We start from the raw sequence: 17,222 nt of genomic DNA, 5'->3' as shown, positions 1-17,222 counted from the left end.
ATCCACCCAACCCTGGCAGGCTGTGTGGGTGCTCTCAGGCGGCCAGCGCCGTGGCCGATGCGCGCCGTGCAGATCCTTGGTGGCCCAGGAAGCCGAAGTTCATCGCGGGCTGTTCGCCGCTGATCAGCTCGGCCAGCGCCTTGCCCGAACCTGCACCGTGTGTCCAGCCCAGCGTGCCGTGGCCCGCGTTCACCCAGAGCTTGCCCACGCGGGTCTGCCCGATGAACGGGATGTTGGTGGGGGTGGCCGGGCGCAGGCCGGTCCAGTACTGCGGGTCGCCGCCTTGTTCGGGCGTGCGGGTGTCGCACACGCCGGGCAGGATGGCCTCGATGCGGCGCGAGAGCATGTGGCAGCGTGCGCGCGCCAGGGAGCTGTCGAGCGTCAGGTCCCAGCCATTGAGTTCGATGGTGCCCGCCACGCGCAGGTAGTTGCCTAGGCGGCTCATGGCGATCTTCTTGCCGTCGTCGATGGTGGAGACCATGGGCGCGCCCTCGGGCTTGAGCAGCGGGAACGTGGCGCTGTAGCCCTTGCCAGGGTAGATCGGCAGGTCCACGCCCACGCTGCGCAGCAGCGGCGCGCTGTACGAGCCGCAGGCGACGACGACGGCGTCGGCCTTCAATATGAAGTCTTTTTTGCCGCCAGCGCTTGTCTGTTTTGGCATGACAGCTACTGAATCAATAGCATTGCCGATTTTATTCAGGCGCAGCACATCGTGGCCGTAGAGGAACTGCGCGCCGCGTGCCATGCAGCGGCGGGCCAGCTCTTGGGTGAACACGCGGGCGTCGCCGCTTTCGTCGGTGCTGGTGTAGGTGCCGCCGGTGATCTTGTCGCCGTAGGCCTTGAAGGCGGGCTCGATCTTGAGCAACTCATCGCGGCTGACCAGGCGGCGCTGCACGCCGTGCTTGCGCATGAGCTCCACCGCGTGGCCGGCGGCGTCAAAGGACTTCTGGTCGGTGTAGAAGTGGGCAATGCCGCGTTCGAGCCGGTTGTATTCGATGCCCGTGGTGCTGACCAGGTCCTTGAGCGCGGCATGGCTGTAGGCGCCCAGCGCCACGATCTGCTGCACATTGCGCTCGAACGCGGCGTCGTTGCACTGCGCCAGGAACTGCAGGCCCCAGCGCCACTGCTGCCAGTCCATCTGCGGGCGAAACAGCAGCGGGGCTTCCTTGTCGAACATCCACTTGAGCGCCTTGAGCGGCGCCTCGCGGTTGGCCCAGGGCTCGCAGTAGCTCACCGAGATCTGTGCTGCATTGGCAAAACTGGTTTCGAGCGCAGCATCGGGCTGGCGGTCGACCACGATGACCTCGTGACCGCGTTCCAGCAGGTGCCACGCCGTGCTGATGCCGATGATGCCGGCGCCGAGAACAATGGTTTTCATATGCGGAATGCCTTGTGAGCCTTTGCGTGCCACCCGCCCCAGTGCGGGACACGATGGGGCGCAGTGTGCGCGACATTGCATTCAACTAAAAGCAAAATTAAACTTACTCCAAAAACATCAGCGCACCTAATAAACGGTGCGGTAGAGACAACCCTCTTTTGTTCGAGCCCGAGACCATGAGCACCTACGATCCCGCCGCCCTGGAATGCCTTGCCGCCATCGTTGAAGAGGGCGGCTTCGAGCGCGCTGCGCAGCGCCTGAACGTCACACAGTCGGCCGTCTCACAGCGCCTGCGCGCCCTGGAGGCGCAGGTGGGCTCGGTGCTCATCGTGCGCAGCCGACCCCTGCGGCCCACGTCGGCCGGGCAGCTGCTGCTCAAGCACACCAAGCAGATGCGCCTGCTGCGCGCAGACCTGGAGCGCGACCTGCACGAGCTGGCGCCCAGCGCCCCGGGCGGCACGCGCGAGGATGAGCGCATCTCGATTGCCATCAACGCCGACAGCATCGCCACCTGGGCGATGGGCGCGCTGCACGAGCTGGTGCGCCAGCGCCTGCCGCTGGAAATCATCGTGGACGACCAGGATTTCACGCAGGAATGGCTGCGCTCTGGTCAGGTGCTGGGCTGCGTGACCACGCTCAAGCAGGCACTGCGTGGGTGCAAGATGGTGCCGCTGGGCGCTATGCACTACGTGGCCGTGGCGTCGGCCAGCTATGCGGAGCAGTACCTGCCCCAGGGGCTCACGCCGCACAACTTTCGCGAGGTGTCGTTCCTGTCGTTCAACCGCAAGGACGACATGGCTGCCGAGTTTGTGGCGCGTGCATTCGGGCTCAAGCGCGTGGCACTCAATCACCTGTTCGTGCCGGGTTCAGAGGCACAGATGCGCGCCGTGGCCGCAGGCTGGGCCGTGGGTGTGATGCCCGAGCTGATGGCGCGTGAGGCGCTGGCGGACGGCAGCATGGTGAATCTGGCACCGGGCCGCTCCCTGCCCATCCAGCTGTACTGGCACTGCTGGAACCTGGAGTCGGCCGTGCTGGACGCCCTGACGGCGGCCCTGACCGCCACCGCAGCACGGACGCTGGAGGCGCCTGCGGCATGATTCCTGCAGGGTAAAACGTGAACGACGTAGTTGTATTGCAACTTAGTCATTTATTTTTTTACTGCAATGTATAAAATACAAGCCATGCAAACGCCGCAACCCAAAGTTTCGTTTAAAGAGCAGATGCACCAGGCGCGCGAGGATGCCATCCTCCAGTCCACCTGCCAGCTCCTGGGCGAAAAGGCCTTCGATGCCATGACCATGGACGACGTGGCCAATGCCGTGGGCATTGCCAAAGCCAGTCTCTACAAGCACTTCTGCAGCAAGGAAGAGCTGTGCAGCGCCGCCATGGTGCAGATTCTGGGCCGTGTGCAGGCCTATCTGGCAGATCTGCCCACTGAAATGCCTCCGCTTGAAAAGCTCCATGCGCTGGTGCGCTGGTCGCTGGAGCGGCTGCTGAGCAACGAAATGCCGCTGCTGCCCAGCCGCAACTCCACGCTGCGCGCGGTGCTGATGGCCAACAAGGACTACCTCAACGGCCTCGTGGCCGTGAGCGACCAGATTGGTGAATGGATCACCCAGGCCCAGGCGCAGGGCGTGATCAGCCCCACCTTGCCGCCGCTGGTGGTGCTCTACACGTTGTATGCGCGCGCCTGCGACCCGGTGGTGAGTTTTCTCAAGGAAGGCGGCCAGTATTCCGATGCGGAAATCGTGGATCTGGTGGTGCGCACTTGTTTCGACGGGCTGGCAGCGCGGTAGTCGCGTCTCCTTTCCAGCGTTTCGTACGCACCCAAAAAAGAAAGCCCGGCATGCCGGGCTTTCTTGCGTGGGGCTCACGGGGCTCACAGCCAACGGCTTACTTGGGCAGGATCACCTTGTCCACGACATGGATCACACCGTTGCTGGTAAATACGTCGGCCATGGTGATGTTGCTGGTGCGCAGGTTCTGGTCGGTGATCACGAGGCTTGCGTTCACCGTGAAGGTTTGTCCCTGGACGGTAGCAATGGCGGTATTGATAGGGACCTCGGCCTTGAGCACGCGCGCGGGTACCACGTGGTAGGTCAGTACCGTGGTCAGCAGCGCGGTGTCCGCCAGCAGGGCTTCCTTGGTCACCCCCAGCTCGGCCAGCAGCGCTGCAAACGCGGCGTTGGTCGGCGCAAACACCGTGAACGGGCCGGCTCCCTGCAAGGTGGTGGCCAAGCCGGCCGCCACCACGGCTTCCACCAGGATGCTGAAGTCCGGCAGCGCCGACGCGGTGGCGACTATATCCTTGTTGGCTGGCAGCAGCACGCGGTCCACCAGATGCACCACGCCGTTGCTGGCCTGGATGTCCGTGGCCGTGATGGTGGAAACGCGGTTGCGACCATCGGTGATCCTCAGGCCGTTGGCCGACTCGATCTTGAAGAAGCCGCCTGACACGGGCGTGATGGCCTTGCCCAGGGGGACGTCTGCACGCGGGACCCTGCTGCCGAGCACGTGGTAGGTCAGTACCGCTGTCAGCAGGGGCTTGTCGGCCAGCAGGGCCTCCTTGGTCACGCCCAGCTCGCTGAGCAACGCTGCAAAGGCGGCGTTGGTCGGGGCGAAAACCGTGAGCATGCCGGTGCTCAGAGTGGGCGCCAGACCGGCGGCGACCACTGCTTCGACGAGGATGCTGAGGTCAGGATTGTTCTGGGCGACTTCGACGATGTTGCGCTGGGGCTCATCGTCGCCGCCGCCACAGGCCTGCAACAAGGTGGCGCTGGCGCCCACGGCGGCGGCCAGCAAGACGGTACGGCGGTTGAATGCGGTGTTCATGGGGCTTCTCCTCGCTAGTGGATGGTGGTGGAAGGGACGAGCGGTTAGTCCGCGGGCTTACTTGGGCATCAGAACGGTGTCGATGGCGTGGATCACGCCATTGCTGGCAGCCACATCGGTCGCGATGACCTTGGACTGGTCCACCATCACGCCCATGCTGGTGGACACGGTGATCTCCTGGCCCTGCACGGTCTTGACCTTTCCGGCCTTGACGTCCTTGGCCATCACCTTGCCGGGGACCACGTGGTAGGTCAGCACCTTGGTCAGTGCGGCCTTGTCAGCCAGCAGGCCGTCCAGGGTGGCCTTGGGGATCTTGGCGAAAGCCTCGTCGGTGGGCGCAAACACCGTGAAGGGGCCTGGGCCCTTGAGGGTGTCCACCAGGCCCGCAGCCTGCACGGCCGCCACCAGGGTCTTGAAATTACCCGCCTTCACGGCGGTATCGACAATGTCCTGGGCCATCACGGTGAAGGTGGCGCCTGCGGTCAGGGCCAATGCGATCAGGGTTTTTTTCATGGGTCGTTCCTCGGTTTCGATGGAAATGACACGCCAGGATGGGCGCAGCGAGAATGTATAACCAATTGGTCGTTAAGTAAACCAACAAGTTATGTTGTAACCGATTGGTTTCATTTGGGCAAAAAAAAGCCCTGCCGGAGCAGGGCTTTGGTGGTGGGCCGGGCTGTTTGTGGTGCGGCTTAGCGAACGATCAGCAATGGCACCTTGCAATGGGCCAACACCTGTGTGGTGACCGAGCCCATGACCAAGGTAGCCAAGGCTCCATGGCCGTGGGAGCCCATCACCAGCAGGTCGAACTTGCCGCTGTCAGCCACCTTGGCGATGTTCTCACCCACGGCGCCCACCTTGACGACGCGCTTGGCGTCCACACCGTGGCGCGCCAGGAATTTGCAAACGGGCGACAGGATTTTTTCCGCCTCTTCGGCGTGGTAGCTGTCCACCACTTCCTTGCCCAGAGCGGCGCGCGCGCGTGTCGGCAGCGGGGCCTGCACGGTGAGCGCGGTGTACTGGTGGTTGCCACCGAGCAGCTCCTCGTGGGTAGCCAGGTAGGCCAGCATTTTTTTGGTGTAGGCGCTGCCATCGACAGCAAGCAGGATGTTCATGGTGTTCTCCGGAATAGGGTTGGGTCAGACTACCGTGCGCGGACTTCTGTTGTCTTGACCTGGGTCATGTTTTTCTTTTGCGCTGCGGGGCGGCAGAGCCCCGTCTCTTGATCATACGGGGATGCAGCATTGCGCCTTGAAAGCCGCCTGTTCGCCTTTGCGCGCATAGCCCAGGGGGTTGGCCACCACGCGGCACTGCCAGGGGGTGCCGTTGCCGTGAAAACCTTGCACCGTGTAGTCGCTCGGGGCGTGCAGATGGCCGTGCAGCCACAGCTGCGCGTGGGGCAACAAGCTGTCCAGGGCGTTGCAGAACCCCGCAGTGCCGGGCACCAGTCCGTAGCGTGGATCGGCACTGCGCAGGCTGGGTGCAAAGTGGGTTACGGCCACCGTGGGGCCCTCAAAAGGCACCGCAAGTGCTTGCGCCAGCCACTGCTGGCAGACCAGTGCGTGGTCGCGCATGGCTTCGGCCAGAAAAGGCTCTGCGTGGCGGGTGCCGCCCGTCTTGCGCAGGTAGAAGTTCGCTGCACGAAAGGCCTTGTCGCGCAGTTTCAGCCGCCTGCCAAGGTCGTTGCTGCCTTCATGGTCTGCGAGTGCATCGAAATCGCTCCAGAGTGTGGTACCCACGAAGCGCACACCTTGAAGCTCGACGGTCTCGCGCTCCAGCCAGGTGATTCCCAGGCGGTCACAGGTGCGGCGCAACCGCTCGTGGGCAGCGTCGAAATCCTGTGCATCGTATTCGTGGTTGCCGGGCACAAAAAGCACGGGGGTGGGCCAGCCTGCGCCCCCGGGCAATGGTGAAAACCGGGCCAGGCCAAAGTCTTCGTCGCTCAGCTGCGAGCCTTCCTGGTAGGAGCCCACGTCGCCAGCAAGCACCAGCACATCGGCGCCGGGAGCCGGTTCGGGGACGAAGTGGGGATGCGCCTCAAGGTGCAGATCGGACAAAAGCTGGATGTTCATGCTGGGCGCAGTCTACGGGTTCAGGCTGGGCGCCTCACTCCTCGGGGAAAGTCCGGCGCGCCGAGCGCGCCAGGGCGTGCAGCAGCCAGGTCATCGCGGCCTGCTGAGGCCCACGCCGGCGCCAGAGTGCGTCCACATGCACGGGCGGGACGTCCAACGGCAGGGCCCGCTGCACTAGCGCGTCGGCAATGCCGGTCACGGGAACAAAGTGGCGGGGCAGCACGGTAAGCAGGTCCGAGCCTGACACCACGCGCCCGGCGGTGAAGAACTGGTTGACCGTGATCACCACCTTGCGCTCGCGGCCCAGGGATGCCAGGGCCTCGTCGATGAAGCCAAAGGGGCGCCCTGAGAAGCTCACGAGCATGTGGCGTGCGGCGCAATAGGTGTCCAGCGTCAGGGGCGCCTCGGCCAGAGGGTGGCCTTGCCGCATCACGCACACGTATTCGCCGTCGTACAGGCGGCGGCTCTCAAAGGCCACTGCGCCCCCGGATTGCGCACGTGCGGTCAGGTCTGCCAGCACCGCAGGGAAATAGCCCACCGCCATGTCCGCCGCCTCCTCGTCCAGCAGGCGGCGGGGGTCGCGCGTGGTCAGGGGCAATACCCGGATCGAAATGCCGGGAGCCTCCCGCTCGATGATTTCGACCAGGGCCGGTACCAGGGTGGCGGCCGTGGCATCGGCCATGGCCAGCACAAAGGTGGATTCGGCCGTAGCGGGCTCAAAGTGTCCCGGCGCCAGGGATTCCTGCAGGTGGGCCAGGGCTTCGCGCACAGGGGGCCACAGGGCCAGCGCACGCGCAGTGGGCTCCACGCCCTGGCCGCTGCGGACCACCAACTCATCCCCCAGCACATCGCGCAGGCGCCGCATGGCGTTGCTCACGGCAGGCTGGGTGACGGACAGCTTGTGCGCTGCGCGTGTGAGGCTGCGCTCGGCCATGACCTCGTCGAAAACACGCAGCAGGTTCAGGTCCAAGGAGCGGAAGTTCAAGGGGGTCATGGTCAATTCATCATCAATATGAATATCAATGATTCAAAATATAAACTTGAACATGCAAAGGGTAAACCCTAATATCACCCTATCGCCCGGCAATCTCGCCACAAGCGTTAGAAAAGGGAAACCGAAATGACCAGCTTTGCACACGTTGAGTACCCCACCGAACACCCCGGCGTTGTCCGCGCCGAAAACGCCGCTGCCGCCCTCAAGAGCGTAGCCGCCAACTTTGATGGCGCCCGTGGCGCTGCCACGCTTCTGCTCGCGGCCGTGGTATCGGCCTTGCTGGTAGTGGCCAACCAGGTCATCGACACCTGGAGCGAAGGCCACCTGCTCGCGGCTTGGATGGTGCTGTGGCTGGTCGCGTTTGCGGCCCTGGCTTTGCTGACCGCCCCCGCACGCCGTGCCGGTGCTGCCCTGCGTGTGGCCGCCCTCGGCTGGGCCGAAGCCCGCCGCCGCGCTGCGGATGACGAGCGTACTTGGCAAGTGGCTGTGAAGGACCCCCGCATCATGGCCGAACTGAACCACGCCATGGGCATTGCCACCGTGGAAGACATCCGCAAGTATTACTGAGAAGATGATGCACGGTCCGCCGTGCAGTGATCGGATTTTTGAAGCCGTGGCGAGTGTTCGCCACGGCTTTTTTCATGGCCGCGGGACAGATCGCGCTGATCCAGTATCCGCATCCACAAGCGCAAAAAAACCGCCCCTCCTTTTCAGAAGGGGCGGTTGTCAGGACTGAGAAGATCCGGGAATCAGCTTGCCAGGCGCTTTTCGAGCGCAGCCTTGGTGGCGAGCAAAGCCGGGGGCAGGTGGTAAGCCAGCTGCTCAAAGTGGGCATCGTGCAGCTTGAACTCATCGGCCCAGGCTGCCTTGTCGATGCTGGTCACGGCAGCAAACTGCTGGGTATTGAAATCCAGCCCCGTCCAGTTGATTTCGGCGTACTGCGGAGCCACACCGAACATGGTTTCCTGGCCTTGGGCCTGGCCTTCAATGCGGTCGATCATCCACTTGAGCACGCGCATGTTGTCGCCATAACCCGGCCAGACGAACTTGCCGGCTTCGTCCTTGCGGAACCAGTTCACGCAGAACACCTTGGGCAGCGCCTTGCCGGTGGCGGCGATTTGGCCTTCCATGTTCAGCCAGTGCTGGAAGTAGTCGCTCATGTTGTAGCCGCAGAACGGCAGCATGGCGAAGGGGTCGCGGCGCACCACGCCTTGGGCGCCAAAGGCTGCAGCGGTGGTTTCAGAGCCCATGGTGGCAGCCATGTACACGCCTTCCGTCCAGGTGCGGGCTTCGGTCACCAGCGGCACGGTGGTAGAGCGGCGGCCGCCGAAGATGAAGGCATCAATTGGCACGCCGTTGGCATCGTCCCACTGGGGGTCGAGCGCAGGGTTGTTGGTGGCAGCCACCGTGAAGCGCGAGTTGGGGTGGGCGGCCTTGGCGCCGGTTTCCTTGGCGATCTGGGGCGTCCAGTCCTTGCCTTGCCAGTCGATCAGGTGGTCCGGCAGCTTGCCGGTGTCCTTTTCCATGCCTTCCCACCACACGTCGCCGTCGTCCGTCAGGGCCACGTTGGTGAAGATCACGTCCTTGTCCAGGCTGCGCATGCAGTTGGGGTTGGTGTGCATGTTGGTGCCGGGGGCCACGCCAAAGTAACCCGCCTCGGGGTTTATGGCGTACATCTTGCCGTCGGCATGGGGCTTGATCCAGGCGATATCGTCACCGATGGTGGTGACCTTCCAACCGGCAAAACCCGCCTCTGGCGGCACCAGCATCGAGAAGTTGGTCTTGCCGCAGGCGCTGGGGAAGGCCGCTGCCACGTGGTACTTCTTGCCTTGGGGGTTGGTCACGCCCAGGATGAGCATGTGTTCGGCCAACCAGCCTTGGTCGCGGCCCATGGTGGACGCGATGCGCAGGGCCAGGCACTTCTTGCCCAGGAGCGCGTTGCCGCCGTAGCCCGAGCCGTAGGACCAGATTTCGCGCGTTTCTGGGTAGTGGACGATGTACTTGACCTTGGGGTTGCAAGGCCAGCTCGTCGTGTCCTTCTCGCCGTCGGCCAGGGGGGCACCCACCGTGTGCATGCAGGGAACGAACTCGCCTTCCACGCCCAGCACGTCGTACACGGCCTTGCCCATGCGGGTCATCAGGCGCTGGTTCACGGCCACATAGGCGCTGTCGGTCAGTTCCACGCCGATGTGGGCGATGTGGCTGCCCAGCGGGCCCATGCTGAAGGGCACCACGTACATGGTGCGGCCCTTCATGCAGCCGTCAAACAGGGGCTGCAGCGTGGCGCGCATTTCGGCGGGAGCCATCCAGTTGTTGGTGGGGCCAGCGTCTTCCTTGGCGGCCGAGCAGATGTAGGTGCGGTCTTCCACACGGGCCACGTCTGATGGATCGGACCAGACCAGGAAGCTGCCAGGGCGCTTGGCGGGGTTGAGCTTCTTGAAGGTGCCGGCATCGACCAGCTGCTGGCAAAGGCGGTCGTACTCTTCCTTGGAGCCATCGCACCAGTAAATGGTGTCGGGTTTGCACAGGGCGGCCATGTCGGCCACCCAGGCAAGCAGCCGGGCGTTTTTGACGTAAGCGGGGGCGTTGAGGTTCAGGCCCTGCATCGTGGGTGCGTTCATCGGGGAGCTTCCTAAGTTGAAAAACGTTTTTTCAAAGGAAGCGGACCGGGCGGGTCACGGCGAGGCCTGGCGCAGTTGCGGTGCTGAGCGCTGCCTTTGAAAAAACGGCTTTCGTGCTCAGTCGGCGGGCGGGAGCGTGTGTCAGCCCCACGGGTGGAGGCTAGTTCCACGGATTCCGCGGGTCGGCTGGGATGTCAATTTTATGAACCTGCCGCCCTTTTGTCTGTCAGACAGGGGTCAAAACCATGCAAAAAAAACATGAGGTTATGCATGGCTGTGTCCGCTCCCTCGCCTCAAACGCTGGCCGAACCGCCCTTCCACCGTTCGTAGCCACTCCTGCGCAGCGCGCAGGCCGGGCACGTGCCACAGCCGTATCCCCAGGCATGCAGCGTGTCGCGCACACCGTGGTAGCAGGTGTGCGAGTCGTTCACGATCAGATCGACCAGCGCTTGTCCGCCCAGGGACCGGGCCAGTTCCCAGGTCTCGGCCTTGTCCAGCCACATCAGCGGGGTGTCGAAGGTGAAACGCTGGCCCATGCCCAGGGACACGGCCACCTGAAGGGCCTTGAGCGTGTCGTCACGGCAGTCGGGGTAGCCCGAAAAATCGGTCTCGCACATGCCGCCCACCAGGGTGTGCAGGCCCCGGCGGTAGCCCACGGCAGCCGCCAGCTGGAAGAACAGCAGGTTGCGCCCCGGCACAAAGGTGTTGGGTAGGCCTGCGGCGGTCATCTGGATTTCGGTGTCGCTGGTCAGCGCCGTGTCACTGATGTGGCCCAGCACCGCCAGGTCGAGCATGTGGTCTTCCCCCAGCTTGGCCGCCCAGTGCGGGAACTGTGCACGCAGCGAGGACAGCACCGTCTGGCGTGCCTGCAGCTCGATGTGGTGGCGCTGGCCGTAGTCAAAGCCGATGGTTTCCACGTGGGCAAAGTTTTCCAGCGCCCAGGCCAAGCAGGTCGTGGAGTCCTGACCGCCGGAAAATAAAACGAGTGCGTGTCCGGGTCTCATGGGGTTCTCCAGGTCAGACGGGATAAGGGGGGGCGGGACGAAAAAAAGCCCCGCGCTGCGGGGCTTTGGGTGACGGCCGCAGAAGCGTTCAGGCCATCGTCACGGCAATAAAGGCCAGCAGGAACATCATGATGCCACCCACCACAGGCAGCACCACGGGGACCAGGTGAACCACGTTTTCCACGGGGTCGTTCGATGGTGTTGCGGGGGCGTGCGAGGTGTTGTGGTCGGACATGGTGGGCTCCAGATGCTTAAAACTTGCGCAATTCTAGCTGCGACTGTCCCTTCGGGGCGCAAAACCCTGCTGTCGCTCAGATCAGATCGGCCTGCATGCCCGCCGTACGCAACTGCCCCAGCACCTCATCCACATGGGTCTTGCCCCGGGTTTGCAGCACCAGTTCGATCTCCACGTTCTGCGCGGCCAGCATGGTGAAGGCGCGCTGGTGGTGCACCTCCTCGATGTTGGCGCCTGCGTCGGCCACGGTGGCGGTGATGCGCGCCAGCACGCCGGGCACATCGCGCGCGCTGACCTTGATGCGCGCCAGGCGCCCCGAGCGCACCATGCCGCGTTCGATGATCGCCGCCAGCAGCAGCGGGTCGATGTTGCCACCGCACAGCACCAGGCCTACGCGCTTGCCCTTGAAGCGCTCGGGGTAGCGCACCAGCGCAGCCAGGCCCGCAGCACCAGCGCCCTCGACCAGGGTCTTTTCGATCTCCAGCAGCATCAGCACTGCCTGCTCGATGTCGCCCTCATCCACCAGCACCAGATCGTCCACCAGGCGCTTGACGATCTCCTGCGTGATCTTGCCCGGCGTGCCCACGGCAATGCCCTCGGCGATGGTGGATGTGCCCTGTGGATGGCTTGTTCCTTTGACGGCATTCACCATGGCCGGGAAGCGCATGGTCTGCACGCCGATGACCTCGATGCCTGGCTTGAGTGCCTTGCCCGCCGTGGCCACGCCCGAGATCAGCCCGCCGCCGCCCACGGCGATCACCAGCGTGTCCAGGTCGGGTACGGCCTGCAGCATCTCCAGGCCCAGCGTGCCCTGGCCGGCGGCCACGCCTTCATCGTCATACGGGTGCACAAAGGTCAAGCCCTGCGCATCGGCCAGCGCGTAGGCGTGGGCGCGGGCTTCTTCCAGCGTGTCGCCATGCAGCACCACCTCGGCGCCAAAACCGCGCGTGCGCTCCACTTTCACGCCGGGGGTAAAACGCGGCATCACGATCACGGCGCGCAGGCCCAGTCGCTGCGCGTGGTAGGCCACGCCCTGCGCATGGTTGCCCGCGCTCATGGCCACCACGCCGCGTGCGCGCTCAGCGTCCGTCAGCAGCGTGAGCCGGTTGCAGGCACCGCGTTCCTTGAACGAGGCGGTGAATTGCAGGTTCTCGAACTTGAGAAACACCTGCGCGCCCACGATTTGCGAAAGCGTTTTGGATTCAACGCACGGAGTGTCCAGCACGTGGCCTTGTAGGCGGGTGGCGGCATCACGGATGTCTTGAAGGGTCAGCATGGGCCGATTGTGGCGCAGCGGCGTTCGCAGGGGTCCGTTGAGGTGTGATTTGGCATCAAATCAGCCTCTGGCGCTTATCTGGAAATCGCTAGTAGCTATGGTTTTTGAAGCTGCTTACTTGATCCCCAGCCTGCGCGCCAGCTTGTGCAGGTTGCTGGCGTCCACCTCCAGCGTACGCGCGGCCTGCGCCCAGTTGCCCTGGTGGCGGGCCAGGGCCTGCGTGATGGCGAGCCGCTGGCAGGCATCCACGGCTTCGCGCAGCGGGCCTTCGGCGGTGGTGGGGGTGGGCGGCATGGTGGCCACAGCGGGGGCATCGGCATCCAGGGGGGCGTGGGCCACGCTGGCGGCGTCGGCGTCCAGGTCGAGCAGCGCGGGCTCCAGCGTCACGATGTCGGCGCGACTCACGCCCCGGCTCAGGGCCTTGAGGGCGGCGCGGCTGACCACATGCTCCAGCTCGCGGATGTTGCCGGGCCAGGGGTAGCGGCGCAGTGCGTCCTGCGCGCTGGCAGACAGCCGCAGGCTGCGCAGGCCCAGGCGGGCACGGTTCAGTTCCAGAAAGCGGCCTGCCAGCAGCAGCACATCGTTGCCCCGTTCGCGCAGCGGCGGGATGGGCACGGGGTACACCGACAGCCGGTGGTACAGGTCGGCGCGGAACGCGCCATCGCGCACCTGCTCGCGCAGGTTGCGGTTGGTGGCGGCGATCACGCGCACGTCCACGCGGCGCGGTCGGTCGGCGCCCAGGCGCTGGATCTCGCCGTTCTGCAGCGTGCGCAGCAGCTTGGCCTGCACGGCCAATGGCAGCTCGCCCACCTCGTCGAGGAACAGCGTGCCGCCCTCGGCCGCCTCGAAGCGCCCCGGCCGGTCGGCCACCGCGCCCGAGAACGCGCCGCGCACATGGCCAAACAGCTCGCTCTCGGCCAGCGACTCCGGCAGCGCCGCGCAGTTCACGTGCACCAGCGGGCGGGTAGCGCGCGTGGACTGGCGGTGCAGCAGGCGTGCAAACAGCTCCTTGCCCACACCAGTTTCGCCCAGCAACAACACGGGCAGGTCCGAGCCCGCCACCACCGTGAGCTCGTGCAGCAGGCGCAGCAGGGGCTCGCTCTGGCCGACGATCTCCATGTCGCCATCGCCCGCGCGGGTGGTGCGCTCGTCGTCGGCGCTGCGGGTGTGTGGGGCGCTGCGCAGCGCCTGCACCTCGCGCTCCAGCCGCGAGATGCGCACGGCCGCCTCCACCAGCACCTTGCAGTCGGCCAGCGCGGCGCGTGCGGCCTCGCCGAAGGTGCCGGTTTGCAGCGCGTCGAGCGTCAGCACGCCCCAGGCCTTGCCGTCCACCCACAGGCTCACGCCCATGCAGTCGTGAACGGGCAGGGGCTCGCCCACCAGGGTGTCGAGCAGGCCGTCGTAGGGGTCGGGCAGGGTGCTGTCGTGGTCGAAGCAGGTCACCTCGCGCCGCGCCAGGATGGCCGCGAGCCGGGGGTGCTGGCTGACCACAAAGCGCCGGCCCAGCGCCTCGCGCACCAGACCCTCCACGGCCACGGGGCGCAGGTGGTCTTCTTCCAGCTGCAGCAGGGCCACGGCGCCGCAGTGAAAGCGGGTGCGCAGGTGGTCGGCCAGCCGCTGCAGGCGCACAGCCTGGGGCAGGTCGGTGGCCAGGTCGGCCAGCAGGGGGCTATGGTCCATGGTGATATTTACCTTCAATGGGTGAATTAAACCCCATTTGAGAAGGGTCAAAAAAACCATGACCGGTGTAAGTGGTTGATTTGATAGGCCTGCAGCCCTGGCCCGGCGCTTGCGATGTGGACAGGGACACCGATTCACTCGTTCCAAAAAGCCATGACCACAAGACCCCGACCCCACGCCGCCAGCGCACGCGGGCGCCGCCCCTTCGTTGTTGTTCTGTTGAAGCAGGAGGCCCGCCATGGGTAGCTACCGCAAGCTCTGGTTCACGCTGATCGGCGTGCTCATCGTCACCTTCAGCCTGCTGGGCTACTACGGCGCCGAGGTCTACCGCACCGCGCCGCCCATCCCCGCGAAGATCGCCACGGCAGGGGGCGAAGTGCTTTTCACCCACGACAGCATCCTCGACGGACAGACCGCCTGGCAGTCGGTGGGCGGCATGCAGCTGGGTTCCATCTGGGGCCACGGCGCCTACCAAGCGCCCGACTGGACAGCCGACTGGCTGCACCGCGAGCTGCTCAACTGGCTTGACGTGGCCGCTGAGCGCGCGCACGGCAAGCCTTTTGCGGACATCGACGCCGCCGCCCAGGCCGTGCTGCGCGACCGCATGAAGACCGAGTACCGCACCAACACCTACAGCCCCGAGACGGGTGTGGCTACGGTGTCCTCGGTGCGGGCCGACGCGATCGCGATGACCGCGCTGTACTACGACCAGCTTTTCAGCGACGTGCCCGCGCTGCACAAGACCCGCGAGCACTTCGCCATGAAGGAGAACACCCTGCCCAGCGCCGAGCGGCGCGCGCAGATGACGGGTTTCTTCTTCTGGACGGCCTGGGCCGCCGCCACCGAGCGCCCAGGGACCACGGCCACCTACACCAACAACTGGCCCCACGAGCCGCTGATCGGCAACAAGCCCACGGCCGAGAACATGGTCTGGTCGGTGATGAGCGTGGTCGTGATGATGGCGGGCGTGGGCTTCCTCGTGTGGGGCTGGTCCTTCCTGCGCAAGCACGACGAGGTGGAACCCACGCCACCCCAGCACGACCCGCTCTCGCGCGTGCCGCTCACGCCCTCGCAGCGCGGGCTGGGCAAATACCTGTTCCTCATCGTGGTGCTGTTCAGCTTCCAGGTGCTGCTGGGCGGCTTCACGGCCCACTACACGGTGGAAGGCCAGCAGTTCTACGGCATCAACGTGTCGCAGTGGTTCCCCTATTCGCTGGTGCGCACCTGGCACATCCAGAGCGCGCTGTTCTGGATCGCCACGGGCTTCCTGGCTGCCGGCCTGTTCCTCGCGCCGCTGATCAACGGTGGCAAGGACCCGGCCTGGCAGAAGCTCGGTGTGGACATCCTGTTCTGGGCACTGGTCGTGGTGGTGGTGGGCTCGTTCGTCGGCAACTACCTGGCCATCGCACAGATCATGCCGCCCGAATGGAACTTCTGGCTGGGCCACCAGGGCTATGAATACGTGGACCTGGGCCGCCTATGGCAGATCGGCAAGTTCACCGGCATCGCCTTCTGGCTGGTGCTCATGCTGCGCGGCATCGTTCCGGCGCTGCGCACCCCCGGCGGCGACAAGAACCTGCTGGCGCTGCTGACGGCGTCGGTGGTGGCCATCGGCCTGTTCTACGGCGCGGGCTTCTTCTACGGCGAGCGTACCCACCTGTCGGTGATGGAGTACTGGCGCTGGTGGGTGGTGCACCTGTGGGTCGAGGGCTTCTTTGAAGTGTTCGCCACCACGGCGCTGGCCTTCATCTTCTCGACGCTCGGCCTCGTGTCGCCACGCATGGCCACGGCCGCCAGCCTGGCCTCGGCCTCGCTGTTCATGCTGGGCGGCGTGCCCGGCACCTTCCACCACCTGTACTTTGCGGGCACCACCACGCCGGTGATGGCGGTGGGCGCATCGTTCAGCGCGCTGGAAGTAGTGCCCCTGGTGGTGCTGGGCCACGAGGCCTGGGAACACTGGCGCCTGCAGCACCGCGCGAAGTGGATGGCCAACCTCAAGTGGCCCCTCATGTGCTTCGTGGCCGTGGCCTTCTGGAACATGCTGGGCGCGGGCGTCTTCGGCTTCATGATCAACCCGCCGATTGCGCTGTATTACCTGCAGGGCCTCAACACCACGCCGGTGCATGCCCACGCTGCGCTGTTCGGGGTGTATGGCTTCCTGGCCCTGGGCTTCACGCTGCTGGTGCTGCGCTACATCCGCCCGCAATTGGTGTTCAGCGAGCGGCTCATGAAGACGGGCTTCTGGTGGCTCAACGCGGGCCTGGTGCTGATGATTGCCACCAGCCTGCTGCCCATCGGACTGTTCCAGTTCCACGCCAGCGTGAGCGAAGGCCTGTGGTACGCCCGGGGCGAAGCCTTCATGCAGCAGCCCTTCATGCAGACCCTGCGCTGGGTGCGCACCTTTGGCGACGTGGTCTTCATCGTCGGCGCGCTGGCCATGGCCTGGCAGGTGGTGAGCGGGCTGTTCGGCTCGCGCGCACCGGCGCAAACGGGCCCCTACCTGGCACAGGCCCGTCGCTGAAATGCACTGTGCGCGGCGGCTGCCACAAGCGGCCACCGCGCTCACACACCGTTTGCCCACAAGGACTGACCATGAACCTCGACAAATTCAAACACCAGCACACCGACATCCTGCGCAGCATCGCCACCTTGCGCGCCCTGGCCCAGGCGGGCGTAGAGGCCAATGCCAGCGCCATCGCGCAGGGCATCGTGGCGATGAGCGGCACCATCAAGCTGCACCTGGCCGTGGAAGACCAGGTGCTGTACCCTGCACTGCAGCGCGGCGGCAACGCCGAACTGGCGCGCCTGGGCCGCCAGTACCAAAGCGAGATGGCATCGATCGCCAGCGCCTACGATGCGTTTGCGCGCCGCTGGAACACCGCCGAGGGCGTGCGCCGCGATGCCCAGGGCTTTCGCAACGAGGCCAACGTGGTGCTGCGCCGTGTGTTCGAGCGCATGCAGCGCGAGGACCATGACTTCTATCCGCGCATCGAGGAGGAAGAAGCCACCGCCTGCCATTGAGCAGCATCCTCCTGCACCCCACTGCGTGCCTGCGCATGCACCTCTGATCCATCGGTAGGGCCTGACGGCACCTTCCTTTCCGCCGGCCTCTGTGCCGGCGTTTTTTTAC

At 65.2% G+C, this 17,222-nt stretch carries 16 protein-coding genes; 5 read left to right on the top strand and 11 right to left on the bottom strand.

Annotated features, from left to right (window positions below; translation table 11 throughout):
* Window positions 1-34: 34 nt before the first annotated feature.
* Window positions 35-1,378, bottom strand: a complete 1,344-nt coding sequence (locus tag AC2YJX_RS09185; RefSeq protein ID WP_121507954.1) for a D-amino acid dehydrogenase — start codon at window positions 1,376-1,378, stop codon at window positions 35-37.
* A 176-nt stretch (window positions 1,379-1,554) separates the two neighbouring features.
* Here AC2YJX_RS09185 and AC2YJX_RS09180 point away from each other — a divergent pair, with 176 nt between their 5' ends.
* Complete coding sequence (locus tag AC2YJX_RS09180; protein ID WP_055397292.1) at window positions 1,555-2,475, top strand: LysR family transcriptional regulator ArgP; 921 nt, start codon at window positions 1,555-1,557, stop codon at window positions 2,473-2,475.
* Between the two features lie 84 nt (window positions 2,476-2,559).
* On the top strand, window positions 2,560-3,174 hold the full coding sequence (locus tag AC2YJX_RS09175) for a TetR/AcrR family transcriptional regulator (protein ID WP_055397245.1): 615 nt from the start codon (window positions 2,560-2,562) through the stop codon (window positions 3,172-3,174).
* Window positions 3,175-3,271: 97 nt separating this feature from the next.
* On the opposite strand, the gene AC2YJX_RS09170 is transcribed toward AC2YJX_RS09175, so the two are convergent.
* The 5 genes from AC2YJX_RS09170 to AC2YJX_RS09150 all read right to left on the bottom strand — a co-directional run bounded on the left by AC2YJX_RS09170 (window position 3,272) and on the right by AC2YJX_RS09150 (window position 7,276).
* The gene (locus AC2YJX_RS09170) at window positions 3,272-4,210 is read right to left on the bottom strand and encodes a fasciclin domain-containing protein (RefSeq protein WP_487255856.1); all 939 of its coding nucleotides are present in this window, start codon (window positions 4,208-4,210) and stop codon (window positions 3,272-3,274) included.
* A 57-nt stretch (window positions 4,211-4,267) separates the two neighbouring features.
* Window positions 4,268-4,723 (bottom strand): fasciclin domain-containing protein, encoded by a 456-nt coding sequence (locus AC2YJX_RS09165; RefSeq protein ID WP_121421847.1) that lies wholly within the window; start codon window positions 4,721-4,723, stop codon window positions 4,268-4,270.
* A 179-nt stretch (window positions 4,724-4,902) separates the two neighbouring features.
* Window positions 4,903-5,325 (bottom strand): universal stress protein, encoded by a 423-nt coding sequence (locus AC2YJX_RS09160; RefSeq protein WP_055397239.1) that lies wholly within the window; start codon window positions 5,323-5,325, stop codon window positions 4,903-4,905.
* A 111-nt stretch (window positions 5,326-5,436) separates the two neighbouring features.
* A complete protein-coding gene (locus AC2YJX_RS09155; protein ID WP_487255855.1) occupies window positions 5,437-6,282 on the bottom strand; it encodes a metallophosphoesterase in 846 nt (281 codons plus the stop codon).
* A 34-nt stretch (window positions 6,283-6,316) separates the two neighbouring features.
* Window positions 6,317-7,276 (bottom strand): LysR family transcriptional regulator, encoded by a 960-nt coding sequence (locus tag AC2YJX_RS09150; protein WP_487255854.1) that lies wholly within the window; start codon window positions 7,274-7,276, stop codon window positions 6,317-6,319.
* A 126-nt stretch (window positions 7,277-7,402) separates the two neighbouring features.
* On the opposite strand from AC2YJX_RS09150, the gene AC2YJX_RS09145 reads away from it, so the two are divergent.
* Window positions 7,403-7,843, top strand: a complete 441-nt coding sequence (locus tag AC2YJX_RS09145) for a hypothetical protein (protein WP_055397233.1) — start codon at window positions 7,403-7,405, stop codon at window positions 7,841-7,843.
* A 182-nt stretch (window positions 7,844-8,025) separates the two neighbouring features.
* Here the strand turns inward: AC2YJX_RS09145 and AC2YJX_RS09140 are convergent, their stop codons facing one another.
* From AC2YJX_RS09140 to norR, 5 genes are all read right to left on the bottom strand, one after another.
* The gene (locus AC2YJX_RS09140; RefSeq protein WP_487255853.1) at window positions 8,026-9,897 is read right to left on the bottom strand and encodes a phosphoenolpyruvate carboxykinase (GTP); all 1,872 of its coding nucleotides are present in this window, start codon (window positions 9,895-9,897) and stop codon (window positions 8,026-8,028) included.
* Window positions 9,898-10,190: 293 nt separating this feature from the next.
* Entirely contained in the window at window positions 10,191-10,901 is a 711-nt protein-coding gene (gene queC / locus AC2YJX_RS09135; RefSeq protein WP_121507950.1) for a 7-cyano-7-deazaguanine synthase QueC, read from the bottom strand.
* Between the two features lie 88 nt (window positions 10,902-10,989).
* A complete protein-coding gene (locus AC2YJX_RS09130; RefSeq protein WP_199727054.1) occupies window positions 10,990-11,136 on the bottom strand; it encodes a hypothetical protein in 147 nt (48 codons plus the stop codon).
* A 76-nt stretch (window positions 11,137-11,212) separates the two neighbouring features.
* Window positions 11,213-12,412 carry a threonine ammonia-lyase gene (locus tag AC2YJX_RS09125; RefSeq protein WP_487255852.1) on the bottom strand — a complete coding sequence of 400 codons (1,200 nt, stop codon included), beginning with the start codon at window positions 12,410-12,412 and terminating at the stop codon, window positions 11,213-11,215.
* Between the two features lie 114 nt (window positions 12,413-12,526).
* Window positions 12,527-14,092 carry a nitric oxide reductase transcriptional regulator NorR gene (gene norR / locus AC2YJX_RS09120; RefSeq protein ID WP_487255851.1) on the bottom strand — a complete coding sequence of 522 codons (1,566 nt, stop codon included), beginning with the start codon at window positions 14,090-14,092 and terminating at the stop codon, window positions 12,527-12,529.
* A 238-nt stretch (window positions 14,093-14,330) separates the two neighbouring features.
* Between norR and AC2YJX_RS09115 the strand changes: the two genes are divergently transcribed.
* Both AC2YJX_RS09115 and AC2YJX_RS09110 read left to right on the top strand, forming a co-directional pair.
* Window positions 14,331-16,613, top strand: coding sequence for a nitric-oxide reductase large subunit (locus tag AC2YJX_RS09115; RefSeq protein WP_487255850.1), 2,283 nt, complete (start codon window positions 14,331-14,333; stop codon window positions 16,611-16,613).
* Between the two features lie 71 nt (window positions 16,614-16,684).
* Window positions 16,685-17,113 carry a hemerythrin domain-containing protein gene (locus AC2YJX_RS09110; RefSeq protein WP_055402463.1) on the top strand — a complete coding sequence of 143 codons (429 nt, stop codon included), beginning with the start codon at window positions 16,685-16,687 and terminating at the stop codon, window positions 17,111-17,113.
* Window positions 17,114-17,222: the final 109 nt, after the last annotated feature.

This window comes from Acidovorax sp. SRI_002, assembly GCF_057586455.1.
This window is presented reverse-complemented; position numbering and strand designations above follow the sequence as displayed.